Source organism: Pseudomonas sp. 14A (genome assembly GCF_018132745.1).
In the GTDB taxonomy this organism is placed as follows: domain Bacteria; phylum Pseudomonadota; class Gammaproteobacteria; order Pseudomonadales; family Pseudomonadaceae; genus Aquipseudomonas; species Aquipseudomonas mercuritolerans.
Window position 1 is genome coordinate 160,848 of record NZ_JAGRQJ010000009.1, and the last position, 24,427, is coordinate 185,274.

Sequence of the window (24,427 nt, forward strand, 5' to 3'; positions counted from 1 at the left end):
GTCGATCATTCACTGGTAAGGGCCGTGACCGGGTCGAGCCGGGCAGCTTTGCGGGCCGGCATAAAGCCGAAGATGACGCCGGTGACCAGCGCACAGGCAAACGCACCGATCACCGCCAGCCCTTGAAAGGCAATCGCCACGCCGCTGAGCAACAACACGCCGCCGACCAGCAGCGCCAAGCCAATCCCGGCGACACCGCCGACCACCGAAAGCATCACCGCTTCGGTGAGAAACTGACGGAGGATGTCGCGCTGACGGGCGCCGGTGGCCATGCGAATACCGATCTCGCGGGTACGTTCGCGTACGGTCATGAGCATGATGTTCATCACGCCGATACCGCCGACCAGCAGGGAAATCGCCGCAATAGCCCCCAGCATCAGCGACAGCGTGCCTTGCGTGCGCGCTTCGGCCTGGATCATCGCGGCATTGTTGGTCAGCTCGAAATCCTTCTTGCCGTGGTGCCGACGCAACATCGCCTGTTCGATGGCCTGTTCGGCGTCCTTGACCTTGCGCGCGTCCTTGGCGGCAATCACCACGTATTGCGGATTGCGGCTGCCGAACAGGCGCGTGCTCGCCGCCGAATAAGGCACGGCGATGCGGTTGTCGCTATCGGAGTCGCCGGAGCTGGCGCCTTTTTCCGCAAGCACGCCAAGGATCTGGAACGGCACGTTTTCGATGAGGATGTATTGACCGATCGGGTCGGCGACATCCTTGAGCAACTTGTCGCGGACCTTGGTGCCGATCACCGCGACGGCGGCGGCGCTGTCCTCGTCGGCCTGGGTGAAGTAGCTGCCCTGAATCACCGGCCAGTTGAAAATCTGCGGAAAGTTGGTGTCATTGCCGCCGACGTAGCTGCTGTGGTCGGCGTTGCCAAAGCGCACCCCGGCGGTCGAGCCGTTGACCGGCATGATCCGTTCCACCTGGGGCAGGGTGGACAGTTCGGCAACATCGTCGAGGGTGATGATGCCCTCCGGCGTGCGCGGGTTCGGCGCCGAACCGCTGAGGTAAATGATGTTGGAGCCGAACGCGCCCATTTGCGCCATGACCTGGCGCTTGCTGCCTTCGCCAACGGCGAGCATGACCACCACCGAGGCCACGCCAATCACGATGCCCAGCAACGTCAGCGCCGTGCGAAAGCGGTTGATCCACATCACCCGCCACGCCGCTTGTACAGCGTCGAGCAGTTCACCTTTCCAGGCGCCGGTCTGGCTGCTGCCGTTGCTCAGGCGCTGGCGCAGATCGACCGCTTGCAACGCGCCGGGATTGGCCACAGGCGGCGCGCAGGCGTGCTCGGCGCTGTCACTGATGATCAGGCCGTCACGGATTTCGATGATGCGTTTGGCCCGTTGCGCCACTTCGCGGTCGTGGGTGATGAGGATCACCACATGGCCTTGATCGGCGAGTTCGTCGAGCAGGCTCATGACCTCGGCGCCGCTGTGGCTGTCGAGGGCGCCAGTCGGCTCGTCGGCGAGGATGATATGGCCGCCGTTCATCAGCGCACGGGCGATCGACACCCGCTGTTGCTGGCCGCCGGAAAGCTGATGCGGGCGATTGCCGGTGCGAGTGCCGAGGCCGAGACGTTTCAGCAACGCGTGGGCTCGGGCATGCCGCTCGGCGGCCGGGGTGCCGGCATAGATCGCTGGCATCTCGACGTTTTCCTGGGCCGAGCCGGACGGGATCAGGTGATAGCCCTGAAAGACAAAACCGAAGGCTTCGCGGCGCAGCCAGGCCAGTTCATCACTGTCCAGCTGCGCGACGTTTTCCCCGGCGAACAGATACTCGCCGCTGGTGGGACGGTCGAGGCAACCGAGAATGTTCATCAGCGTCGATTTGCCCGAACCGGAGGCGCCGACGATGGCGACGAACTCGCCGGCGTGGATCGACAGATCGATCCCGCGCAGCACTTCCACCAGCGGGCTGTCATCACCGCCATAGGCTTTGCGGATCTGCCGCAGGTCGATCAGGGGCGTATGCATTCAGCCTCCATGACCAGTGGCCGGCGCGCTGAGAACATGCTCGCCCTCGGCCAGACCTTCCAGCACCTGGGTGCGCAGGCGATCGCTGATGCCGGTGCGTACTTCGCGCGCCTGAATATCACCGTTGGCAGCGACGATCTGCGCTCGCTGCCACTGCGGATGCGAGCCCGGTTGCAGGGCAGCAGTCGGCACGGTCAAAGTGTCTTGCGCCTGTTGCGCGACAAAGAACACCTGGGCGGTCATGTCGGTCATCAGGCTGTGATCGGCGTTGTCGACGTCGAGCAGCACGGTATAAAGAACCACGCGTTCGCTGCCGCTGCGGCCGCTGGTAGGACTGCCGCCCTGATTCTGTTCAAGCGGACGTGGTGGCACCGGCAGGATCTGCCGCACCGTGCTGCTCCAGCGCCGAGTGCCGCCGCTGAGGGTGGTGAAGTAGGCGGTCATGCCCGGTTTGACGTGGCCGATGTCGGCCTCCGACACCTCGGCCCACACGGTCATCGGCGACAGCCGGGCGATGCGCAGGATCAGCGGGGTCTGTTGCTGCGCGTTGAGGGTCTGGCCTTCGCGCGCACCGACGGCGACCACGGTGCCGCTCATCGGCGCATAGATGCGCGTGTAACCGAGTTCGGCCTCGTCGCTGCGCAGGCTGGCCTGGGCCTGACGGATCTGCGCCTGGAACATGTCGATGCGCGCTTGGGTTGCGCGAACCTCGGCGCGCGCGGTCTGCACGTCTTCTTCGCGGGTGGCGCCACCGGCGGCGAGTTTCTGCTGGCGCTGGTATTTCTGCTGCGCCAGATCGTGCTGGGCGCGTTGCTCCTGCAACTGCGCCTTGAGGTTTTCGATGGAAAAGCGCCCGGCATCGAGCTTGGCTTTCTGTGTCGACGGGTCGATTTCCACCAGCAACTGGCCTTCCTTGACCGTATCGCCGGCTTCGACGTGAATCTTCTGAATCTGCCCCGAAGCCTGTGCGCCGACATCCACATAGCGGCGCGGCTGCAAGGTGCCGAGCGCCGTCACGCTGTTTTCGATATCGCCGCGGCTGACCTGCACAGTGGCAACGGCGTCGCGACCGGGTGGCAAGACTTGCCAGGCGGCAACGGCGATCACGGGAATCAGACAGAGGGCGGCGAACAGCGCGCGACGGGCGGGGCGGGGACGATTCATGCAGGGTTCCGGCCAGTGGTTGCGGCCCGTCGCAAGGCACGACAGACACAGGGGCTGTCCTGTAAACGAGGCATGGGCGACGGAATTTAGCCGCAGACACATCGAGTTACCGCAGCCGGGCCACGACTATTTGTCCGGGATATGGAATCAACTCTTTAAATCTATATGAGAATTACTATAAATTACGCACCTCAAGTTGCCACTATCTTGCTACTGCGTGATTTGCAGGTCTGATCAGTGCGCTCAAGGACAGAAACGGCATCGATGCGGTCGGGAGTCATGTTGGAAAACTACTATCGTGAGCTGGTGTGTTTCCTCAACGCCAGACTGGGCAACCGTCAGGTCGCCGAGGATGTGGTGCATGACGCCTATGTACGGGTGCTGGAGCGCTCCAGCGAGGTGCCGATCGAACAACCCCGGGCCTTCCTTTATCGCACCGCGTTGAACCTGGTTATCGACGATCACCGCCGCAACGCGCTGCGCCAGGTCGAATCGCTGGACGTGCTCGACAATGAAGAGCGCTATTTCACCCCGTCCCCCCACGGCACCCTCGATCACGGACAGCGCCTGGAAATGCTCCAGCGCGCACTGGCCGAGCTGCCGCCGCTGTGCCGCGACAGTTTTCTGCTGCGCAAGATCGAAGGCCTGTCCCATTCGGAAATCGCCCAGACCCTCGGCATCTCCCGGGCGCTGGTGGAAAAACACATCGTCAACGCCATGAAGCACTGCCGCTTGCGCATCCAGCAATGGGACGGCCAGTGAGCCGCGCCGGTTAAATTTCCTTTCATCGTCCTCGTTCCTACTCAACAGACGACCTGCTGACCTGATTCAGGCCGGTCAGGCCACCCAGGCTTTATTTCCCCGCGTTGAGGGGTTCATCCAGAGGACACTGGAAATGACACAGGCAATTGCATCGCCCATCGTTCACGACCTGATCGGCGTCGGTTTCGGCCCTTCGAACCTGGCACTGGCCATCGCTCTGCAGGAACGCGGCGCCACCCATGGCGAACTGGATGTGCTGTTCCTCGACAAGCAGGCCACTTACAGCTGGCACGGCAACACCTTGTCGACGCAGAGCGAGTTGCAGATTTCCTTCCTCAAGGACCTGGTGACCCTGCGCAATCCGACCAGCCCTTACTCGTTCGTCAACTACCTCAAGCACCACGGGCGTCTGGTCGATTTCATCAACCTCGGCACCTTTTATCCATGCCGCATGGAGTACAACGACTACCTGCGCTGGGTGGCCGGGCAGTTCACCGCGCAGAGCCGTTATGGCGAAGAAGTGCAGTTCATCGAACCGGTATTGCACAACCAGCAGGTCGAAGCCTTGCGGGTGATTTCCCGGGGCAGCGACGGCCAGCAGTTCGTGCGTACCACACGTTCGGTGGTGGTCAGCGCTGGCGGCACACCGCGTATTCCAGAAGCGTTCAAGGCACTGAAGGGCGATCATCGGGTGTTCCACCATTCGCAATACCTGTCGCAAATGGCCAGGCAGCCGTGCGTGAACAATCAACCGATGAGCATCGCGATCATCGGTGGCGGGCAGAGCGCGGCGGAAGCCTTTATCGATCTCAACGATTCGTTCCCGTCGGTGCAGGTCGACATGATCCTGCGCGGCTCGGCCTTGAAGCCTGCGGACGACAGCCCGTTCGTCAACGAAGTGTTCTCGCCGGAGTTCACCGATCTGGTGTTCCAGCAGAACAGCGTCGAGCGCGAGCGGTTGGTCAATGAGTACCACAACACCAACTATTCGGTGGTCGACATCGACCTGATCGAACGCATCTACGGCATCTTCTACCGGCAGAAGGTTTCCGGAATTGCGCGCCATGCGTTCCGCACCCTGACCACCGTCGAGAGCGCCACTGCCACGGCAAACGGTATCGAACTGGCAGTGCGCAACAATGCCACCGGCGAAGTCACGGTGCGAATCTATGACGCCGTGGTGCTGGCCACCGGTTACGAGCGGCAGATGCACCGCAAGTTGCTCGCGCCGCTGGAGGAATACCTCGGCGAATTCGAAGTCGATCGTAACTACAAACTGATCACCGACGAGCGCTGCAAGGCCGGCATTTATATGCAGGGCTTCTGCCAGGCCAGCCATGGCCTGAGCGATACGCTGCTGTCGGTGCTGCCGATTCGCGCCGACGAAATCGCTGGCTCGCTGTACGAGCATGGCAAACAGCGCGGGCACAGCCGCTCGGTGGCGGAGTTGTTACTAGCCACTGCCAGCTGAATCTGCATTGCCTGACATACCGCTTTCGCGAGCAGGCTCGCTCCCACAATGGTTCTGTGAACGCAGGCCAGAATGTGGGAGCGAGCCTGCTCGCGAAGGGGCCATGGAAAGCCCCACAGATCCTGAATCTGAACCCTTCCTGAACACCCCCCACATTCCCCGAAAACACCTATTCCAGCCGTTTCGCTGCGGGCGTAAGCTGCGCGCGTTTTCATCAATTGCGGAGACCCACAGTGGGTACTTGTTCGAATGACAGTTGTCGGCCGGTCTCGATCACCGGCAGATTCTCGGCAAGATAACGCGCAGCCTTTCCCTGCCGTTGTCTCGCCGTAACAGCGAGCAGCGGCATCCCGTGCACGACCCGTTCCGGATCGTGTCTCGACGTCCTTCTCATCGACGCTGAACCAGGCGTGATGGCGACCTCAGTCGTCATCGCAGCCTATCGACACGCCTGTTCCTGACCGGCGTGCCACGCCTTGCCGTGCCGGTTTTCCCGGTGCCAGGGCGCGGCGGTACCTGCTCGACGGTTTCCCGGCTGACCACAGGGGACACAGCCATGAAACTCACGCTCAAGGAATTTTTTGCAGGCTTTCTGCGCAGCCGCCACATCGCCCGGCACTTCCGTCGCCTGGCGCTGCTGGATTCGATCAATGACACCACGGTCAGCCGTGAAGTACCGCCGACGCTGGCCAACACGCTGGTCGCTGCCGCCCATGAAGACAGCGCTGCGTTGCTGTCATCGCTGGGCACGCACGGCGAGGGGCTCTCCGAGGTCGAGGCCGATGCACTGCGCGCGCAACACGGACTTAATGAAGTCGAACACGAGCAGCCGCTGCCATGGTGGAACCATCTGTGGCACTGCTACAAAAACCCGTTCAACCTGCTGCTGACTCTGCTTGCTGTGATCTCCTGGCTGACCGAAGACCTCAAGGCGGCCGTGGTGATTTTTTCCATGGTGGTGCTGTCGACGCTGCTGCGCTTCTGGCAGGAGAGCAAATCCAATCAGGCGGCCGATGCGCTCAAAGCCATGGTCAGCAACACCGCTACGGTGCTGCGCCGGGATGGGCCACGGCGGGAACTGCCGATCAAACAACTGGTGCCCGGCGATCTCATCGTGCTCTCGGCTGGCGACATGATTCCTGCCGATTGCCGCGTGCTCAGCGCCAAGGACCTGTTCGTCAGCCAGGCAGCGATGACCGGTGAATCGATGCCGGTGGAAAAATTCACCCGGCAGACCGATCGCGACACGCGTAACCCACTGGAGCTGGACAACCTTCTGTTCATGGGCACCAACGTTGTCTCCGGCAGCGCGATTGCACTGATTCTCACCACCGGCAACAGCACCTACTTCGGTGCGCTGGCGCAACGGGTCGGCGCGACGGACCGCGCGGTGACGTCGTTTCAGCAGGGCGTCAACAAGGTCAGCTGGTTGCTGATCCGCTTCATGTTCGTCATGGCGCCGCTGGTGCTGTTCATCAACGGTTTCACCAAGGGTGACTGGAGCGAAGCGCTACTCTTCGCGCTGTCGATTGCCGTCGGCCTGACTCCGGAAATGCTGCCGATGATCGTCACCTCGACCTTGGCCAAAGGCGCCGTGTTCCTGTCGCGCAAAAAGGTCATCGTCAAACGCCTCGACGCGATCCAGAACTTCGGCGCCATGGATGTGCTGTGCACCGACAAGACCGGCACCCTGACTCAGGACAAGATCTTTCTGGCGCGTAATGTCGACGTCTGGGGCGAGGACTCTGACGCTGTGCTGGAACTGGCCTACCTCAACAGCTACTACCAGACCGGCCTGAAAAACCTGCTGGATGTCGCCGTGCTCGAACACGTGGAAGTCCATCGCGAACTCAAGGTCGGCAGCGTGTTTCGCAAGGTCGATGAGATCCCGTTCGACTTCAATCGCCGGCGCATGTCGGTGGTGGTGGAGGGCCGCGGTCAGCCCCATCAACTGATCTGCAAAGGCGCGGTGGAAGAAGTGCTGGCGGTGTGCAGCCGCGTGCGTCACGGCGAAGTTGATGAGGCTTTGAGCGATGAATTGCTGGCGCGGATTCGCCAGGTTACCGCAGCCTTCAACGCCGAAGGTCTGCGCGTGGTGGCGGTCGCGGCTCGCTCAATGGCAGAAGGGCGCGAGATTTACAGCCTGGCAGATGAACAGGAACTGACGCTGATCGGTTACGTGGCATTCCTCGATCCACCGAAGGAAAGCACCGCGCCAGCGCTCAAGGCCTTGGCCGAGCATGGCGTGGCGGTCAAGGTACTGACCGGCGACAACGAACTGGTGACGGCGAAAATCTGCCGTCAGGTCGGCCTGGCTCAACAGGGTTTGCTGCTGGGCAATGACATTGAGCGCATGAGCGATACCGAACTGGCCGCGGCGGTCGAGACTACCAACGTCTTCGCCAGACTCACGCCATCGCACAAAGAGCGCATCGTCGGCATTCTCAAGGGCAACGGCCACGTGGTCGGGTTCATGGGCGATGGCATCAACGACGCGCCGGCGCTGCGCAGCGCCGACATCGGCATTTCCGTGGACAGCGCGGTGGACATCGCCAAGGAAGCGGCGGACATCATTCTCTTGGAGAAAAGCCTGATGGTGCTGGAGGAGGGCGTGCTCGAAGGGCGGCGCACCTTCGCCAACATGCTCAAGTACATCAAGATGACCGCGAGTTCCAACTTCGGCAACGTGTTCTCGGTGCTGGTTGCCAGCGCGTTCATCCCGTTCCTGCCGATGCTGCCGATGCACCTGCTGGTGCAGAACCTGCTCTACGACATTTCGCAGATCGCCATTCCGTTCGACAACGTCGACGACGAGATGCTGAAACAGCCGCAGAGCTGGCAGCCGGCTGACGTCGGGCGCTTCATGCTGTTCTTCGGTCCGATCAGCTCGATTTTCGACATCACGACGTTCGCCTTGATGTGGTACGTGTTCGACGCCAATACCCCGGATCACCAGACACTGTTCCAGTCCGGCTGGTTCGTGGTCGGTCTGCTGACCCAGACGCTGATCGTGCACATGATCCGCACGCCGAAGATCCCGTTCCTGCAAAGCCGCGCCGCCATGCCGCTGCTGGTGATGACCGGGGTCATCATGGCTGTCGGCATCTTCCTGCCAATGGGCCCGCTGGCGCATTACTTCAAATTGCAGGCGCTGCCGTCGCTGTATTTCGTGTTTCTGCCAATGATTCTGCTGGCGTACATGGCGCTGACCCAAGCCGTTAAAGGCTTCTACATCCGCCGGTTCGGCTGGCAATAACCGCCATGGAATGCTTTCCCCTGCGGGAGCGAGCCTGCTCGCGAAGGCTTCGTGTCAGTCAGTACATCTCTGACTGGTATAGCCCCTTCGCGAGCAGGCTCGCTCCCACAGGGGATATTGGTGCGTCAGGGCCGCCGGATGAATGACCAAATTTTTAGGAAAAGTCCTACAGAGCTATCGCCGACGCTTGCGTAGTCTTGCCCTCCCCAAACCTCACCGGGAGAATGACCATGAGCAACAAAGCGTTGCGCATCCTGATCGCCGACCCGCAGCATTTTCATCGCATGAAAATCGAGCGCCTGTTCAATGCGCTCGGCTACTACCGCGTCGCCCCGGTGCAGACTCTCGGCGAATTGTTGACCCTGGTCGACTACGGCTGCGAGCCGTTTGATGTGCTGGTGATCAATTCCGAACTGGCGGCAGGCTCCCTCGATCTGCTGAGCTTTCTGCTCGATAACCCACAGGTCCGCCATGCTCTGATCTACAACGAACAATCAGCACCTTTGCAGGCACTTGCAGGTTTTGCTCAGGAAAGTGCGCAGATCAGTCCGACGCCACTGCCCAATCTACAACTCATCGGCCAGGTGATGGCGAGGGTCGAAGCTCACGGCGAGCGCCAGGCTGCGCCTGATTCACACGCGTCATTGCGCCATGCAAATGCATAAAAAACCATGCTGCACAACTGTCAGACCTGACAGGTGATTCTCTTGCTCATCCATGTAACAGTGCCTGCGCAGCCACCGACTCCGGAACAGATTGTTGCGGCGTCTTCGATTTTGCAGGAGTACCAATGAAGTCAGCGCTGATCGTCGATGATCATCCAGTAGTGCGCGCGGCCATTCGGATCGTTCTGCAGGCCCAAGGCTTCACCAATATTCATGAAGCGTCCAATGGCAACGAAGTCGTGCCGCTGATTTGCACCCATGATCCGCAGCTCGTCGTACTCGACCTCGGGCTGGGGTCCATGGATGGGTTGGAAGTGTTGACGCGGATTCAGATCAAGGCGCCGACGGCGCGCTGCCGAATCCTGGTGTTCAGCATGCATGAGCCCACGCATTATCAAGAGCGCTGTCTGCGTGCCGGCGCACGGGGCTACGTGACCAAGAGCAACCAACTGACTCTGCTGCACGAAGCCATCAAGGCATTGATGTCCGGCCACACCTATTTCTCCGCGTTACCCAATACCAGCGGTCTGTACAACGCCGTGCAACGCACTGAACAGGAGATGATCGCTCAGCTGTCCGATCGGGAGTTATGCATCTTCGTGAATCTGGCGCTGGGCAAACCGAACAAGGCCATCGCCCAGGAGATGCACTTGAGTCACAAGACCGTCAGCACCTACAAAACCCGCATGATGGCCAAGCTTTGCCTGGGTTCACTGGTGCTCCTGCGTGAGTTCGCCAAGCGCAATCACTTGATCTGAGTGCCCCGACATGACGCAGGGACTGCGGGTTTTAGGGTTGTGGCTGGGGCTGGCCGCCTCGGTCTGGGCCGATGACCGGCCGCAGACACTGGAAGTGCTGGCCCGCCTCGAACCGGGCAATGTCCAGGTCCGCCTCGATGATCGGGAACGCCAGTGGTTGCGTGAGCATCCGGTGTTGCGCATGGGCATCTCCGGCCCGGACTACCCGCCCTTCGAAATCACCCGCCATCAGCATGAGCTGGAGGGACTGACGGCGGATTACGCCGATCTGCTGGCACAACTGCTCGGCATCAGGATCGAAGTGCGGCGTTTTACCGATCGACCCGCGCTGATGGCGGCACTCAAGCGCGGTGATGTCGATCTCCTGGGCACCTCGAACAGTTTCGAAGCGGCAGATCCGGCCTTCATTCTGTCGCGGCCGTACGCTGAAGATCAGCCGATGCTGGTTACGCGCCACGACGAGAAACTGCCCACCGACCTGGCGGCCAAACGCATCGCCATGGTCGAGGATTACCTGCCGCTGGCCCACGTTCAGGCCTTCTACCCCGGCGCCTACGTGCAGCTTTATGCTTCGGCAATGGATGCACTCGGCGCGGTCGCCTTCGGTGCCGACGATGTGTACCTGGGCGACTTCATCAGCGCCAACTATCTGATCAACACCAATTACCGCAACGATTTGCAACTGGCCGGGCCGTCGGGGCTTGATGCCAATCCGTTCGCTTTTGCGTTGTTGCGCAGCGATGTGGTGCTCAAACGCATCGTCGACAAGGCCTTGCTGGCCGTGCCCATGGAGCGTCGCCATCTGATCGAACAGCGCTGGAGCGTCGGCCTCGCCGAGATGGCCGAACAGTCGCGGGTACAGCTCAGCGCCGCCGAGCAGCAGTGGCTGGATCAGCACCCGGTGGTGCGGGTCGGCGCTGTCGAAGACTTCGCGCCGTTGGCGTTTTTCGATGCCGACGGACGCTTCAAAGGGCTGGCAGCGCAGTTGCTGAGCCTGATTGCACAGCGCAGCGGGCTGAATTTCGAGATCGTGCGTGGCACCTCCCTGAACGATCAGTTCGAGCAGCTCCAGGCCGGCGCACTCGATGTTCTGCCGGTGGTGACGCCGAGCACCGAGCGTGAAGCGCAGCTGCAATTCACTCGCGCCTATCTGAACAATCCGTTCGTGCTGGTCAGCGCGGCGAACGGGCAACATCCATTGCCGCTCGACGAACTGGCGGGCAAACGCCTGGCGATCTATCGGGGGCACCCGTTGCGCGATTATTTGCTGCAACGGGTTCCCGGTCTGCGTCTGGTCGAGGTCAAAAGCCCAGCCGAAGGCATGGCGCTGATTGCCCGAGGACAGGTCGACGTGACGGTAAGCTCGTTGCTGGTAGCGCGTTTTCTGATCGCCCGCCAGTATCGCGACCGCCTGCGCATCACCGGCACCGTTGGCGATCAGCCGGCGCGCATCGCTTTGGCCACGGCGCCGCAGTCGGCGCTGCTGCACTCGATCCTGAACAAGGCGTTGCTGAGCATCGCGCCGCAGCAAATGGATGAACTGGTCGAGCGCTGGAGCCACGATGTGGTGGTTGAAGACAGCTATTGGTCGCGCCATCGTCAGGAGATTCTGCTCGGCTTTGCCAGCGCGGCGGTGTTGCTGCTGCTGGCCTTGATCTGGATCGGCTGGCAGCGTCGGCAGATCCATCAGCGCCAGCAATGGTTGTTGCAACTGCAACAGGCCAAGGACGCAGCGGATGAGGCCAATCGGGCCAAAAGCACTTTCCTGGCGACCATGAGCCACGAGATCCGCACGCCGATGAACGCCCTGATCGGCATGCTCGAATTGGCGCTCATGCGCGCAGAGGAGGGCGTGACCGACCGATTGGCGATTCAAGTGGCTTCGAATGCCGGCCAGCAACTGCTGGCGTTGATTGGCGACATTCTCGACATCGCCCGCATCGAATCGGGGCATTTGTCCCTTTCGCCCGACCGGGCCAATTTACGCGAGACGGTGTTATCGGTATGCCGAGTGTTCGAAGGGCTGGCGCGGCAGAAGCGCTTGGTGTGGCGCATCGAACTTGATCCGCGCGCCGACGTGGATGTGCTGATTGATCCGACGCGCTTCAAACAGGTGCTGTCGAACCTGTTGAGCAATGCGATCAAATTCACCGAGGTGGGTGAGGTGAGTTTGCGCTTGCAGGTCATCGCCATGACCGACGCTGAAGTGGACATGCTGGTGCGCATCGAAGACAGCGGCATCGGCATCAGTGTCGAAGATCAAAAGCTTCTGTTCAGTCCTTTCGTCCAGGCAAGCAACAGTTCGCAAACGGCGCGCAGCGGTTCCGGTCTGGGGCTGGTGATCAGCCGCAACCTCTGCGACATGATGGGCGGCACGCTGCGCCTCGACAGTGACCTGGGGCAGGGCACGCGAGTGGAAGTCCATCTGCAATTGCCACTGCTGACCGCGATGACGACCACAGCGGCTACGCCCGACGTGACGCTCGCCGCCTGTGTATTGAACGTGCTGGTGGTAGACGATCACCCGGTCAACCGCTTGCTGATGTGCTGGCAACTGAGCGAACTGGGGCATCGCACGACTGATGTCGGCGATGGCGATGAAGGGCTGGACCGCTGGCGAACCCAGGCCTTCGATGTCGTCATCACCGACTGCAACATGCCGCGACGCAATGGCTATGAGCTGGCGCGATCCATTCGCGATGAAGAGGCCGCCAGCGGCCGCGCACCCTGTCTGATCCTCGGTTTTACGGCCAACGCGCAGGTCGAAGAGCGTTTGCGTTGTCTGGATGCCGGCATGGATGACTGCTTGTTCAAACCGATTCGCTTGCGCGATTTGGCACAGGCCTTGACCGGCGCGCAGCCTTGCGCGCCGCACGAAGATGAACCGCCAGGTGCCGAGCCGGTCGAGATTGATCTCAGTGTTCTTGAACAGATGGCGGGTGCCGATCATTCGTTGATCGAACGCTTGCGCAAGGAAGTCGGCAATAGCCTGCGCGATGATCTGCAAGCACTGGATCGCTTGCAGGCGAGCGACCGCGCAGACTTGCGGGAGTTGGCCCATCGCATCCGGGGTGGCGCGCAGATGGTCGGGGCTGCGCGGGTCGTAGCGGCGTGCGCAGATCTGGATACGGTGTGCCGAGACAGTGAAAACGCAGTTATCGACCACGCCATCAACAAGTTGCGCGAAGCCATGCACGGCCTCGCGCGATGTCTGTAAGCCAGTGCAGTCTTCTGTGCGAGCGAGCCTGCTCGCGAAGAGCGCACCGCCAAATCAATTGTTCTTTATATGGAACACTCAAGCCGGTTTGCACCCTCTAGTCGAATATTCGATATGCCCTTACGCTTAATCCAATGCACTTACACATTGGAGACCCCATGAAAAATATCATCGGCATTTACACCAGCCCGCGCGGCCACTGGGTCGGCGATGGTTTCCCGGTGCGCACGCTGTTTTCCTATGACAACCTGGGCAAGCACATCAGCCCGTTTCTGCTGCTCGATCACGCCGGTCCCGCCGAATTCACCCCGACCACTGAACAGCGTGGCGTCGGCCAGCACCCGCACCGTGGTTTCGAAACCGTGACCATCGTTTACGACGGCGAAGTGCAGCACCGTGACTCCACCGGCAGTGGCGGCACCATCGGCCCGGGTGATGTGCAGTGGATGACCGCAGCGTCCGGCATCCTCCATGAGGAATTCCACTCGGAAAACTTCGCCCGAACCGGCGGCAAGCTGGAAATGGTCCAGTTGTGGGTCAACCTGCCGGCCAAGGACAAAATGGCCGCGCCGGGTTACCAGACCATTCTCGACCGGGACATTCCGAGCATCGCGCTCAAGGACGACGCCGGCAGCCTGCGTCTGATCGCCGGCGAATTCGATGGGCACACCGGACCGTCGCGGACTTTCACGCCGATCGACGTGTGGGATCTGCGCCTCAATGCCGGCAAGCTGCTGACGCTTGATCTGCACGAAGGACGCAACACGGCGCTGGTGGTGTTAAAAGGTTCGGTGCAGGTCAACGGCGCGGAATCGGTGGAAGTAGGGCAGTTGGCGCTGTTCGAACGCGACGGTGATCGACTCACCCTCCAGGCCAGCGAAGACGCGGTGGTATTGCTGCTCAGTGGCGAGCCGATCGACGAACCGATCGTCGGCCACGGCCCGTTCGTGATGAACACCGAGCAGGAAATCCATCAGGCCTTTGCCGACTTCCAGTCCGGGCGCTTTGGCCAGATGCACCCCTGACCCCGAGCTTTACTGGCAACTGACCCCCCCTGTGGGAGCGAGCCTGCTCGCGAATGCTCTGTTTCAGTCCAAGAGGTAGTGACTGACAGGACGCCTTCGCGAGCAGGCTCGCTCCTACAGGTTTTTCAGCGTTTTCGAGACGCTGTTCATCCACCGAAATCAATTGCTCCTACACTGTGCCAATCTGTGCGATCTTCTCGCGATTGGCCTTTGTCGGAGTTGTTTGATGCTGTCTCTGCTGACCGAACACCCGTTGTTTAGCGCGTTGATCCTGATCCTGCTCGATCTTGGCCTGTGGCGGCTGATCAGCTCTCGCGGCAGCGAATGGAAGCTGTTGGTGCGGGTGCTGATTTTCGCCTTGTTCAGCATTGTGCTGTTCAACGAAGGCCTCAACCCGATGGAACCGGCACCGTGGGCCGACAACGTGCCGCTGCATCTGGCGGCAACCGGGTTGCAGATCGGTTGGTGGCTGTTTGGTGCGCGGACCCTGACGGTGCTGATCGGCGCGGTGATGATGCAGCGGGTCGGCCATACCGGCCGGCTGTTGCAGGACTTGCTCGGCGCGGTGATTTTCCTCATCGCGATCATTGCGGCGCTGGCGTACGTGCTCGATCTGCCAGTCAAAGGTGTGCTGGCGACGTCCGGCGCGTTGGCGATCATCGTCGGCCTGGCCTTGCAGAGCACGTTGAGCGACGTGTTCTCCGGCATCGTCCTCAACACCACCAAGCCCTATCAACTCGATGACTGGATCTCCATCGACGGCACCGAGGGCCGCGTCACCGACATCGACTGGCGCGCCACGCGTCTGCAAACCAGTCAGGGCAGCATGGCGGTCATTCCGAATTCACTGGCGGCTAAAGCCAAGATCATCAACTTCAGTCGGCCGAGCAACATGTTCGGCGTTTCCGTCAGCGTGCCCGTCAGCCCCCATGCCCGGCCCAGCTCAGTGATCGAGGCGTTGGAGCGAGCGATGCAAGGCTGCCGGCAATTGCTCGACACGCCGGCGCCGAGCGTATCGTTGAAGAGTTCTGCCAGCGGCGGCGCGGAGTACGAAATCAGCGGGTTTGTCGCCTCGATGGGCGAGAAGCGCGTGGTGCGCAATCAGTTGTTCGATCTCGCGTACCGGCATTTGCAGGCCTCCGGGGTCAACCTGCTGTCGAGCAACGAGACCAGCGCCGCACCGCAGTTGTCGCGGCCACGGGCGCTGCTGGAAAGCTCACCGATCTTCTCGACTCTGCGTGAAGAAGAGAAAGACACCTTCAGCCAGAACATGACTCTGCAAACCTTCCGCGCCGGCGAAACGATTCTCGCGGGCGGGGAGGTCAGCGATCATTTGTTCATCATTGAATCCGGCGTGGTTTCGGTGACGCTCAAGCGCCACGGCGCACCCCTGGAATCCGGGCGCATGGGGCCGGGTGAGGTGATCGGCGAGGCCGGGATTCTTTCCGACACCGCCTTGCCGGCGGATTTTTCCGCGAAGACTTTCTGCGCCCTGTATCGCATCGAGAAGTCCTACCTGAAACCGTGCCTGGACGCGCGCCATGACATCCACGATGCGATGCAGGCGTTGCTCGATTTCCGCCTGCACAAGGCGCAGTCGCTGACCGAGGAAACGCCCGTGGTCGCGCCGAAAAGAGGCTTTCTGCAATGGCTGCGTAACCGAGTCTGAGCTGTCGCTTTGTGATTCGATGCAACCTGCGCGGCGTTCTCAGGGTCACAATTTGCAATCCCACCGGGCAGGAGTTGCAGACGATGAAAAACCTGCGAATCGCCACCTTCAACGTCAACGGCATGCGCGCGCGGCTGCCGAATCTGCTGGAATGGCTCAAGCGCGAGCAGCCGGACATCGCCTGCCTGCAAGAGCTCAAATCAGTCGACAGCGCATTTCCCGCCGCCGAACTGGAAGCCGCCGGTTACGGCGCGATCTGGCAGGGCCAGGCGTCATGGAATGGCGTGGCGATTCTGGCGCGCGATGCGCAGCCGCTGGAGAGTCGGCGCGGTTTGCCCGGCGATGCCGATGACACCCACAGCCGTTATATCGAAGCGGCGGTGCACGGTGTGCTGGTCGGTTGCCTGTATCTGCCCAACGGCAACCCGCAGCCGGGGCCGAAATTCGATTACAAACTGGCCTGGTTCGAGCGTCTGATCAATTACGCCAAAGACCTGCAAAGCAGCGATCACCCGGTGGTGCTCGCCGGTGACTTCAATGTCGTGCCCACCGACATGGACATCTACAACACCCGCTCCTGGCTCAAGGATGCCTTGTTGCAACCCGAAAGCCGCGAGTGCTACCAGCGGCTGCTGGATCAGGGCTGGACCGATTCCCTACGCCACGTATATCCCGAAGAGCGCCTCTACACCTTCTGGGATTATTTCCGTAACCATTGGCAAACCAATTCCGGCCTGCGCATCGACCATTTGCTGCTCAACCCGGCATTGAGCCCGTATCTGCACGACGCCGGTGTTGACGCCTGGGTGCGCAACGAACCGCACGCCAGTGACCATGCGCCGACGTGGATTCGCATCGCTTCGCGGAAGAAGCGCTGAACGGGCGATTGGCGAAATCAATTGTCGAAAGCCGTGCCTGATCCCGTATACAGGGCAACATCAACGCAGTGTTCTGCGGCCCATGCATAAGGATCGAGCAATGAGTGCGCCACGGCTGACCAATACCAATCTGTACCTGCAACGTCTGGGTTTCGATGCGCCGCCGCCACCGACGCTGGAAACCTTGCATCAGTTGCAACTGCGCCACACCGCTCAGTTTGTTTTCGAAAATCTGGCAACGATCAGTGCAGAGCCGGTGTTGATCGACTTGGTCTCCATCGAAGACAAGGTGTTGCAGCAGGGGCGGGGCGGCTACTGCTATGAGCTCAATCATTTGTTCTATGCGCTGCTGCTTGAATTGGGCTTCGACGCGCGGGCGATCAGCGGGCGCGTGGTGATGAATCAGCCGGAAGGCAGCTGGACGGCGCGAACCCATCGTTTGAGTCTGGTGACCATCGACGCAGTGCGTTACATCACCGACGTCGGCTTCGGTGGCATGGTGCCCACCGCGCCGCTGTTGCTCGACAGTGAGGATGAGCAACCCACCCCGCACGAACCCTACCGCATCGACAAACAGACCGATGGCTACCTGCTGCGCGCCAAAGTCGCAGGCGAATGGCGGCCGATGTACCTGTTCGATTTGCAGCGCCAGGAAGACATCGATTACACCGTCGGCAACTGGTACGTCTCCACCCATCCCGAGTCACCTTTTGCCCAGCGCCTGATGGTTGCGCGCACCGGCGCTGGTTGGCGCAAAACCCTGAACAACGGCAGTTTTGCCATTCATCACATGGGCGCGGACAGTGAGCGGCGCGAGGTGGCGGACGTCGACGAGCTGATGGAGTTGCTGCGCCGCGAGTTCGACCTTCAGGTGCCTGATTCACCGCGTGTACGGCAAGCGCTGGCTCGGGTCATCGCGCCAGCCTCCATCTAAGGCTTTACACCAGGCTCCAATACGCGACGGATTTCGCCGATGGCCGCTAAAAGAGCGCGACTGCACCGTCGGTCGCCGTGAACACTTCAGCCTGGTGGGCACTGGCGCGGACGCAGCGGGGATGTGTTGCCGGATTTGTTGGGGCAAGAAGCGCAGGCTAGAAGGTTGGATGGCTACCTAACCATTATGTGACTGATAAGTTGTATACAACTCTATGGACATTTGTCCTGAGTATTGAATACAGTGTGCGCATAACAAAAACCAGGGAACCCCCCACCATGAAAACGCCCCATGTTTCACACCAACGGCCCGAGGACGAAAACCTCGGGGTCGGCGCGAATATGGCTTACGGCCTGCAACATGTTCTGACCATGTACGGCGGTATCGTTGCGGTGCCACTGATCATTGGCCAGGCGGCCGGTCTGTCGCCGGCGGACATTGGTCTGTTGATTGCTGCTTCATTGTTTGCGGGGGGGCTGGCGACGTTGCTGCAAACCCTGGGTCTACCGTTTTTTGGCTGTCAGCTGCCGCTGGTCCAGGGCGTATCGTTCTCCGGCGTGGCGACCATGGTCGCGATCGTCAGCAGCGGCGGGGAGGGCGGTTTCCAATCGGTGCTGGGTGCGGTGATTGCCGCCTCGTTGATCGGCTTGCTGATCACGCCGGTTTTCTCTCGCATCACCAAGTTCTTTCCGCCCCTGGTCACCGGCATTGTGATCACCACCATTGGCCTGACGCTGATGCCTGTGGCCGCACGCTGGGCGATGGGCGGCAACAGCCACGCGCCGGACTTCGGCAGCATGCAGAACATCGGTCTGGCGGCGGTCACGCTGGTGCTGGTGTTGCTGCTGAGCAAGGTTGGCAGCGCGACCATTTCCCGGCTGTCGATTCTGCTGGCCATGGTCATCGGCACGGTGTTGGCGGTGTTCCTTGGGATGGCGGATTTCTCCAGCGTCACCACCGGTCCCATGTTTGGCTTTCCGACACCATTCCACTTCGGCATGCCGACCTTCCATTTCGCCGCGATTCTGTCGATGTGCATTGTGGTCATGGTGACGCTGGTGGAAACCTCGGCGGACATCCTTGCGGTGGGTGAGATCATCGGCACAAAGGTCGACTCGAAACGCTTGGGCAACGGCCTGCGTGCCGACATGCTGTCGAGCATGTTCGCGCCGATCTTCGGTTCTTTTACACAAAGTGCTTTCGCGCAAAACGTCGGCCTGGTGGCGGTGACCGGGATCAAGAGCCGATTCGTGGTCGCTACCGGCGGCTTGTTCCTGGTGGTGCTCGGCCTGCTGCCGTTCATGGGCCGGGTGATTGCCGCCGTGCCGACTTCGGTACTTGGCGGCGCCGGGATCGTGCTGTTCGGTACTGTGGCTGCGAGCGGCATCCGCACGTTGTCGAAGGTGGACTACCGCAATAACGTCAACCTGATCATCGTTGCCACCTCGATCGGTTTCGGCATGATCCCGATCGCCGCGCCGAACTTCTACGATCATTTCCCGAGCTGGTTCGCGACGATTTTCCATTCGGGCATCAGTTCGTCGGCAATCATGGCGATCCTGCTCAACCTGGCGTTCAACCACTTCACGACCGGCAATTCGGATCAACAATCGGTGTTCGCCGCCGCGGAAGAGCGCACCCTGCGTTATCGCGATCTCGCCGCGCTGCGTGAAGGCGATTACTTCAGCGACGGCAAGCTGCATGATTGCGATGGCAAGGAAGTGCCGGTGATCGAGCCGGATGACCATGATCATGGCCACGGCGCGCCGAAGGTGCAGGTGAAAAGCAGCGAACATGTCTGACCGCTGCGTCTGAAACAGAAAAGGCCGATCTGCCCAAACAGATCGGCCTTTTGGTATTTTTCGTGCGCCCACAAAAAAGCCCCTGAACCTTGCGATTCAGGGGCTTTGCTATTTGGCTCCACAACCTGGACTCGAACCAGGGACCCAGTGATTAACAGTCACTTGCTCTACCAACTGAGCTATTGCGGAATTGGTGCGTATGTTACTGATTCAAAAAGAGAAGTCAAGCATCGCCTGGCAACTTTTGCGATTCGTCGGGACGGACGCCATTTTGTCAGCGATTGGCGGTTACCAGAAAGGCCTCAGAGGTCTACCATGGCAGCCCGGAAGTGGTCACACGCGCTGCCGGCCATTCGCCGCAAAGGTACGCGCCATGAATCAAATCACCCGCAACAGCGAGGTGCTCGCATGAGCACTGCACAGATCAGCCTGCCCAAGGGCATCGGCCCGCACGCCGAAAAACTTTTCGATGCAATCACCGGGGCAAGCACTGCCGAAGAATTGAACCGCGCCGGCGGCAAGGCTGAAGGTTTTGTCCTCGGTCTGGAAAGCAGCAAGGCCATCAAGAGCCAGGTCGCCGAATCGCTGTATATGATTTACGACGATGCTGCCACTCAACGCGCGGCCGAGCTGGCTTAACTGCCGAAGGTAATCGTGCCGAGCATCAGCTTGGCATAGACCACCGTCGCCGCCAGTTGCACCAGCCACAGGGCCAGGCCACCGAGAAATACCCCGGTGGCGACTTGCAGCACCAGGCTCTTTTCACGCTTGGCCGGAGCGCGCGGGATGAAATCATCCAGGTCGTCACGGTCAGCGCGCAGGTTGTCGTTTTTCATGTGGGTTCTCTTCAAAAATCTCGGGTGTACACAAAACCGGTAGGAGCTGCGGAACGCTGCGATCTTTTGATCTTGCTCTTGATCTTGATCTTGATCTTAAAAAACAAGATCAAAAGATCGCAGCCTCGTTTCACTCGTCAGCTCCTACGAGCTCCTACGGTTCTGAATTGTGTGCAGTCTAGAGGTTGCAAGGCGTTTCCAGAGACAAATAAAAACGGGAAGCCGAAAAGGCTTCCCGTTTTTCATCACTGGCCGAAATCAGATGACCTGAACGATCGCGTCCGTCACAGCCTTGATGTTGCTCTGGTTCAGCGCGGCCACGCAGATGCGGCCGGTGTCCAGGGCGTAGATGCCGAACTCGTTACGCAGGCGATGCACTTGTTCAGTGGTCAGGCCGGAGTAGGAGAACATGCCGCGCTGACGACCAACGAAGCTGAAATCGCGGCCCGGGGCTTTTTCCGCCAGCAGGGCAACCATCTGCTCGCGCATGCCGCGAATGCGCAGGCGCATCTCGGCCAGCTCGGCTTCCCACTGCGCGCGCAGTTCCGGGCTGTTGAGCACGGCAGCGACGATGCTGGCGCCGTGGGTCGGCGGGTTGGAGTAGTTGGTGCGGATCACGCGTTTGACCTGCGACAGCACCCGCGCGCTTTCTTCTTTCGATTCGCTGATGATCGACAGTGCGCCAACGCGTTCGCCGTACAGCGAGAACGACTTGGAGAACGAGCTCGAGACGAAGAAGGTCAGGCCGGATTCGGCGAACAGGCGCACAGCGGCGGCGTCTTCGTCGATGCCGTCGCCGAAACCTTGGTAAGCCATGTCGAGGAACGGCACGTGACCTTTGGCCTTGACCACTTCCAGCACCTTGTTCCAGTCCGCCGGGGTCAGGTCGACGCCGGTCGGGTTGTGGCAGCAAGCATGCAGGACAACGATCGAGCCGTTCGGCAGGGCGTTGAGGTCGTCGAGCATGCCGGCACGGTTCACGTCGTGGGTGGCAGCGTCGTAGTAACGGTAGTTCTGCACCGGGAAACCAGCGGTCTCGAACAGCGCGCGGTGGTTCTCCCAGCTCGGGTCGCTGATCGCCACGACCGCGTTCGGCAGCAGTTGCTTGAGGAAGTCGGCACCGATTTTCAGTGCGCCAGTCCCGCCGACGGCCTGAGTGGTGATGACGCGACCGGCGCTGATCAGCGGCGAATCGTTGCCGAACAGCAGTTTCTGCACGGCCTGGTCGTAGGCGGCGATGCCATCGATCGGCAGGTAACCGCGCGAAGCGTGTTGCGCGACGCGAATCGTCTCGGCTTCGATCACCGCACGCAGCAGTGGAATTCGCCCCTCTTCGTTGCAGTACACGCCCACGCCCAGGTTGACCTTGGTGGTCCGGGTATCGGCGTTGAATGCTTCGTTGAGGCCCAGGATTGGATCGCGGGGTGCCATTTCGACAGCGGAGAACAGGCTCATTATTACGGCGGCTCTGAATGGAGAGTGGAGGGACGTGTAGCGCTCCAGCCGAATGCACTAGAGCGGTGCACAAACGGGGAGCTAGTATAGAGGCCATCACCGCGCAATGGCGACAGGCGAATCGGCTTTTACGGTAAGTTTTTCCGATTATTTCTTGACCGTTAGTCGATTGACTTTGTCAGATTCTTTACCGGATGTAGGACGTTTGCCTTGAAAGGTCAGGCAATCGCCACCACATTCAGCACAATCCAGGTTTTTTCTTGCGCGACATCGGTCGTTTGCGGTCGTCCTCGTGGTGTTCCGTCTGACGCGGAACGCCGCGATTCCAGAGGTGTGTATGTCGGAATTCCAGCTAGTCACCCGCTTCGAGCCCGCCGGCGATCAGCCGGAAGCCATTCGCCAGTTGGTTGAGGGCATTGACGCCGGGCTGGCGCACCAGACGCTGCTCGGTGTGACCGGTTCGGGCAAGACCTTCAGCATCGCCAACGTCATTTCGCAGGTACAGCGTCCGACGCTGGTACTGGCGCCGAACAAGACCCTGGCCGCGCAGTTGTACGGGGAGTTCAAGGCGTTCTTCCCGAACAACGCGGTGGAATATTTCGTTTCCTACTACGACTACTACCAGCCCGAAGCGTATGTGCCGTCGTCCGACACCTTCATCGAGAAGGACGCGTCGATCAACGACCACATCGAGCAGATGCGCCTGTCCGCGACCAAAGCGTTGCTGGAACGCAAGGACGCGATCATCGTCACCACGGTGTCGTGCATCTATGGTCTGGGCAGTCCGGAAACCTATCTGAAAATGGTCTTGCACGTTGATCGCGGCGACAAGCTTGATCAGCGCGCTCTGCTGCGGCGCCTGGCCGACCTGCAATACACCCGCAACGATATGGATTTTGCCCGGGCGACGTTCCGCGTGCGTGGTGACGTGATCGATATCTTCCCGGCGGAATCCGACCTCGAAGCGATCCGCATTGAGCTGTTCGATGACGAGGTCGAGAGCATTTCCGCCTTCGACCCACTGACCGGCGAAGTCATCCGCAAGATGCCGCGCTTCACTTTCTACCCGAAAAGTCACTACGTGACGCCTCGGGAAACCCTGCTCGACGCCATCGAAGGCATCAAGGTCGAATTGCAGGAGCGCCTCGAATACCTGCGCAGCAACAACAAACTGGTGGAAGCCCAGCGTCTTGAACAGCGCACCCGTTTCGACCTGGAAATGATCCTCGAACTGGGCTATTGCAACGGCATCGAAAACTACTCGCGCTACCTGTCCGGGCGTCCGGCCGGCGCGGCGCCACCCACGCTTTACGACTACTTGCCCGCCGACGCCTTGCTGGTGATCGACGAATCCCACGTCAGCGTGCCGCAGGTCGGCGCAATGTATAAGGGCGACCGTTCGCGCAAGGAAACCCTCGTTGAGTACGGCTTCCGCCTGCCTTCGGCGCTGGACAACCGGCCCATGCGTTTCGACGAGTGGGAAGGGGTCAGCCCGCAGACCATCTTCGTCTCGGCAACGCCCGGCAACTACGAAGCCGAGCACGCCGGCCGCGTGGTTGAGCAAGTGGTACGGCCGACCGGTCTGGTCGACCCGCAGGTTGAAGTGCGGCCGGCGCTGACCCAGGTCGATGACTTGCTCTCGGAAATCACCAAGCGCGTGGCGATCGAAGAACGTGTGCTGGTCACCACGCTGACCAAGCGCATGGCCGAAGACCTGACCGATTACCTCGCCGACCACGGCGTGCGCGTGCGTTATCTGCACTCGGACATCGACACCGTCGAGCGCGTCGAGATCATCCGCGACTTGCGGCTCGGCGTATTCGATGTGCTGGTCGGGATCAACCTGCTGCGTGAAGGCCTCGACATGCCGGAAGTGTCGCTGGTGGCGATTCTCGATGCCGACAAGGAAGGCTTCCTGCGTTCCGAGCGCTCGCTGATCCAGACCATCGGTCGCGCGGCACGTAACCTCAACGGCCGGGCGATTCTCTACGCCGATCGCATGACCGGTTCGATGGAGCGGGCGATTGGTGAGACCGAGCGCCGCCGCGAGAAGCAGATCGCCTTCAACCTTGAGAACGGCATTACCCCGAAAGGTGTGATCAAGGACGTCGCCGACATCATGGAAGGCGCCACCGTGCCGGGTTCGCGCAGCAAGAAGCGCAAAGGCATGGCCAAGGCCGCCGAAGAGAACGCCAAGTACGAAGCCGAGTTGCGCTCGCCAAGCGAAATCACCAAACGCATCCGCGCGCTGGAAGAGAAGATGTACCAACTGGCGCGGGATCTGGAGTTTGAAGCGGCGGCGCAGATGCGCGACGAGATTGCCAAACTGCGCGAGCGACTTCTCACCGTTTGATCTTGATCGCCTTGCCGGGCCTCTTCGCGAGCAGGCTCGCTCCCACATAGCAATTGCATATTCCTGTGGGAGCGAGCCTGCTCGCGAATGGCCTTCACACAATCGGAAGGCCTTAGGGCTTCCGGCTTAAATGCCCTGCCCGCTGGAGCGGGGCGGGTGTCGCCTGTTACCATTCGCCGCTTGATTGTTTTGCTTTTCATTCTTTT

Annotated in this window: 17 protein-coding genes and 1 tRNA gene; 13 read left to right on the plus strand and 5 right to left on the minus strand. The window is 60.8% G+C overall.

The genetic code is table 11. The annotated features are described in order from the left end of the window. Positions 1-5: 5 nt before the first annotated feature. Positions 6-1,976 carry a MacB family efflux pump subunit gene (locus PS14A_RS08690; protein WP_212615770.1) on the minus strand — a complete coding sequence of 657 codons (1,971 nt, stop codon included), beginning with the start codon at positions 1,974-1,976 and terminating at the stop codon, positions 6-8. Continuing rightward, positions 1,977-3,140, minus strand: coding sequence for an efflux RND transporter periplasmic adaptor subunit (locus PS14A_RS08695; protein ID WP_212615771.1), 1,164 nt, complete (start codon positions 3,138-3,140; stop codon positions 1,977-1,979). A 279-nt stretch (positions 3,141-3,419) separates the two neighbouring features. Between PS14A_RS08695 and PS14A_RS08700 the strand changes: the two genes are divergently transcribed. The 11 genes from PS14A_RS08700 (at position 3,420) to PS14A_RS08750 (ending at position 19,577) form a co-directional block, all read left to right on the plus strand. Next, positions 3,420-3,902: a sigma-70 family RNA polymerase sigma factor gene (locus PS14A_RS08700; RefSeq protein WP_282961463.1), complete on the plus strand. Its 483-nt coding sequence runs from the start codon at positions 3,420-3,422 to the stop codon at positions 3,900-3,902. A gap of 133 nt (positions 3,903-4,035) precedes the next feature. After that, entirely contained in the window at positions 4,036-5,373 is a 1,338-nt protein-coding gene (locus tag PS14A_RS08705; RefSeq protein ID WP_212615773.1) for a SidA/IucD/PvdA family monooxygenase, read from the plus strand. A gap of 556 nt (positions 5,374-5,929) precedes the next feature. Continuing rightward, positions 5,930-8,629 carry a magnesium-translocating P-type ATPase gene (mgtA, locus tag PS14A_RS08710; protein WP_212615774.1) on the plus strand — a complete coding sequence of 900 codons (2,700 nt, stop codon included), beginning with the start codon at positions 5,930-5,932 and terminating at the stop codon, positions 8,627-8,629. Between the two features lie 230 nt (positions 8,630-8,859). Next, positions 8,860-9,294, plus strand: a complete 435-nt coding sequence (locus PS14A_RS08715) for a chemotaxis protein CheY (RefSeq protein ID WP_212615775.1) — start codon at positions 8,860-8,862, stop codon at positions 9,292-9,294. Positions 9,295-9,419: 125 nt separating this feature from the next. Continuing rightward, positions 9,420-10,052 carry a response regulator transcription factor gene (locus PS14A_RS08720; RefSeq protein ID WP_212615776.1) on the plus strand — a complete coding sequence of 211 codons (633 nt, stop codon included), beginning with the start codon at positions 9,420-9,422 and terminating at the stop codon, positions 10,050-10,052. Positions 10,053-10,062: 10 nt separating this feature from the next. Then, entirely contained in the window at positions 10,063-13,269 is a 3,207-nt protein-coding gene (locus tag PS14A_RS08725) for a transporter substrate-binding domain-containing protein (RefSeq protein ID WP_212615777.1), read from the plus strand. 158 nt (positions 13,270-13,427) lie between these two features. Then, the gene (locus PS14A_RS08730) at positions 13,428-14,294 is read left to right on the plus strand and encodes a pirin family protein (RefSeq protein ID WP_212615778.1); all 867 of its coding nucleotides are present in this window, start codon (positions 13,428-13,430) and stop codon (positions 14,292-14,294) included. A gap of 226 nt (positions 14,295-14,520) precedes the next feature. Further along, on the plus strand, positions 14,521-15,963 hold the full coding sequence (locus tag PS14A_RS08735; RefSeq protein WP_024012372.1) for a mechanosensitive ion channel family protein: 1,443 nt from the start codon (positions 14,521-14,523) through the stop codon (positions 15,961-15,963). 83 nt (positions 15,964-16,046) lie between these two features. Beyond that, positions 16,047-16,841: an exodeoxyribonuclease III gene (xth, locus tag PS14A_RS08740; RefSeq protein ID WP_137215758.1), complete on the plus strand. Its 795-nt coding sequence runs from the start codon at positions 16,047-16,049 to the stop codon at positions 16,839-16,841. Between the two features lie 100 nt (positions 16,842-16,941). Beyond that, on the plus strand, positions 16,942-17,775 hold the full coding sequence (locus tag PS14A_RS08745; protein ID WP_212615779.1) for an arylamine N-acetyltransferase: 834 nt from the start codon (positions 16,942-16,944) through the stop codon (positions 17,773-17,775). Positions 17,776-18,053: 278 nt separating this feature from the next. Further along, positions 18,054-19,577, plus strand: a complete 1,524-nt coding sequence (locus tag PS14A_RS08750) for a nucleobase:cation symporter-2 family protein (RefSeq protein WP_130911608.1) — start codon at positions 18,054-18,056, stop codon at positions 19,575-19,577. Positions 19,578-19,690: 113 nt separating this feature from the next. Here PS14A_RS08750 and PS14A_RS08755 read toward each other — a convergent pair. Further along, positions 19,691-19,766, minus strand: a tRNA-Asn gene (locus tag PS14A_RS08755). A 219-nt stretch (positions 19,767-19,985) separates the two neighbouring features. Here PS14A_RS08755 and PS14A_RS08760 point away from each other — a divergent pair. Continuing rightward, positions 19,986-20,216 (plus strand): hypothetical protein, encoded by a 231-nt coding sequence (locus tag PS14A_RS08760; RefSeq protein ID WP_212615780.1) that lies wholly within the window; start codon positions 19,986-19,988, stop codon positions 20,214-20,216. Here the strand turns inward: PS14A_RS08760 and PS14A_RS08765 are convergent. Together PS14A_RS08765 and PS14A_RS08770 are read right to left on the minus strand one after the other, a co-directional pair. Beyond that, positions 20,213-20,413, minus strand: coding sequence for a hypothetical protein (locus PS14A_RS08765; RefSeq protein WP_212615781.1), 201 nt, complete (start codon positions 20,411-20,413; stop codon positions 20,213-20,215). The two genes, PS14A_RS08760 and PS14A_RS08765, sit on opposite strands and share 4 nt — an antisense overlap. 258 nt (positions 20,414-20,671) lie before the next feature. After that, a complete protein-coding gene (locus PS14A_RS08770; RefSeq protein WP_016773918.1) occupies positions 20,672-21,868 on the minus strand; it encodes an amino acid aminotransferase in 1,197 nt (398 codons plus the stop codon). A gap of 337 nt (positions 21,869-22,205) precedes the next feature. Here PS14A_RS08770 and uvrB point away from each other — a divergent pair, with 337 nt between their 5' ends. Further along, positions 22,206-24,221 carry an excinuclease ABC subunit UvrB gene (gene uvrB, locus PS14A_RS08775; RefSeq protein ID WP_024012378.1) on the plus strand — a complete coding sequence of 672 codons (2,016 nt, stop codon included), beginning with the start codon at positions 22,206-22,208 and terminating at the stop codon, positions 24,219-24,221. The last annotated feature ends 206 nt before the right edge of the window (positions 24,222-24,427 follow it).

Bases quoted from the DNA above. Each gene is read 5' to 3' on its own strand.
- PS14A_RS08690 (WP_212615770.1), bottom strand. From the start codon at position 1,976: ATGCATACGCCCCTGATCGACCTGCGGCAGATCCGCAAAGCCTATGGC.
- PS14A_RS08695 (WP_212615771.1), bottom strand. From the start codon at position 3,140: ATGAATCGTCCCCGCCCCGCCCGTCGCGCGCTGTTCGCCGCCCTCTGT.
- PS14A_RS08700 (WP_282961463.1), top strand. From the start codon at position 3,420: ATGTTGGAAAACTACTATCGTGAGCTGGTGTGTTTCCTCAACGCCAGA.
- PS14A_RS08705 (WP_212615773.1), top strand. From the start codon at position 4,036: ATGACACAGGCAATTGCATCGCCCATCGTTCACGACCTGATCGGCGTC.
- mgtA (WP_212615774.1), top strand. From the start codon at position 5,930: ATGAAACTCACGCTCAAGGAATTTTTTGCAGGCTTTCTGCGCAGCCGC.
- PS14A_RS08715 (WP_212615775.1), top strand. From the start codon at position 8,860: ATGAGCAACAAAGCGTTGCGCATCCTGATCGCCGACCCGCAGCATTTT.
- PS14A_RS08720 (WP_212615776.1), top strand. From the start codon at position 9,420: ATGAAGTCAGCGCTGATCGTCGATGATCATCCAGTAGTGCGCGCGGCC.
- PS14A_RS08725 (WP_212615777.1), top strand. From the start codon at position 10,063: ATGACGCAGGGACTGCGGGTTTTAGGGTTGTGGCTGGGGCTGGCCGCC.
- PS14A_RS08730 (WP_212615778.1), top strand. From the start codon at position 13,428: ATGAAAAATATCATCGGCATTTACACCAGCCCGCGCGGCCACTGGGTC.
- PS14A_RS08735 (WP_024012372.1), top strand. From the start codon at position 14,521: ATGCTGTCTCTGCTGACCGAACACCCGTTGTTTAGCGCGTTGATCCTG.
- xth (WP_137215758.1), top strand. From the start codon at position 16,047: ATGAAAAACCTGCGAATCGCCACCTTCAACGTCAACGGCATGCGCGCG.
- PS14A_RS08745 (WP_212615779.1), top strand. From the start codon at position 16,942: ATGAGTGCGCCACGGCTGACCAATACCAATCTGTACCTGCAACGTCTG.
- PS14A_RS08750 (WP_130911608.1), top strand. From the start codon at position 18,054: ATGAAAACGCCCCATGTTTCACACCAACGGCCCGAGGACGAAAACCTC.
- PS14A_RS08760 (WP_212615780.1), top strand. From the start codon at position 19,986: ATGAGCACTGCACAGATCAGCCTGCCCAAGGGCATCGGCCCGCACGCC.
- PS14A_RS08765 (WP_212615781.1), bottom strand. From the start codon at position 20,413: ATGAAAAACGACAACCTGCGCGCTGACCGTGACGACCTGGATGATTTC.
- PS14A_RS08770 (WP_016773918.1), bottom strand. From the start codon at position 21,868: ATGAGCCTGTTCTCCGCTGTCGAAATGGCACCCCGCGATCCAATCCTG.
- uvrB (WP_024012378.1), top strand. From the start codon at position 22,206: ATGTCGGAATTCCAGCTAGTCACCCGCTTCGAGCCCGCCGGCGATCAG.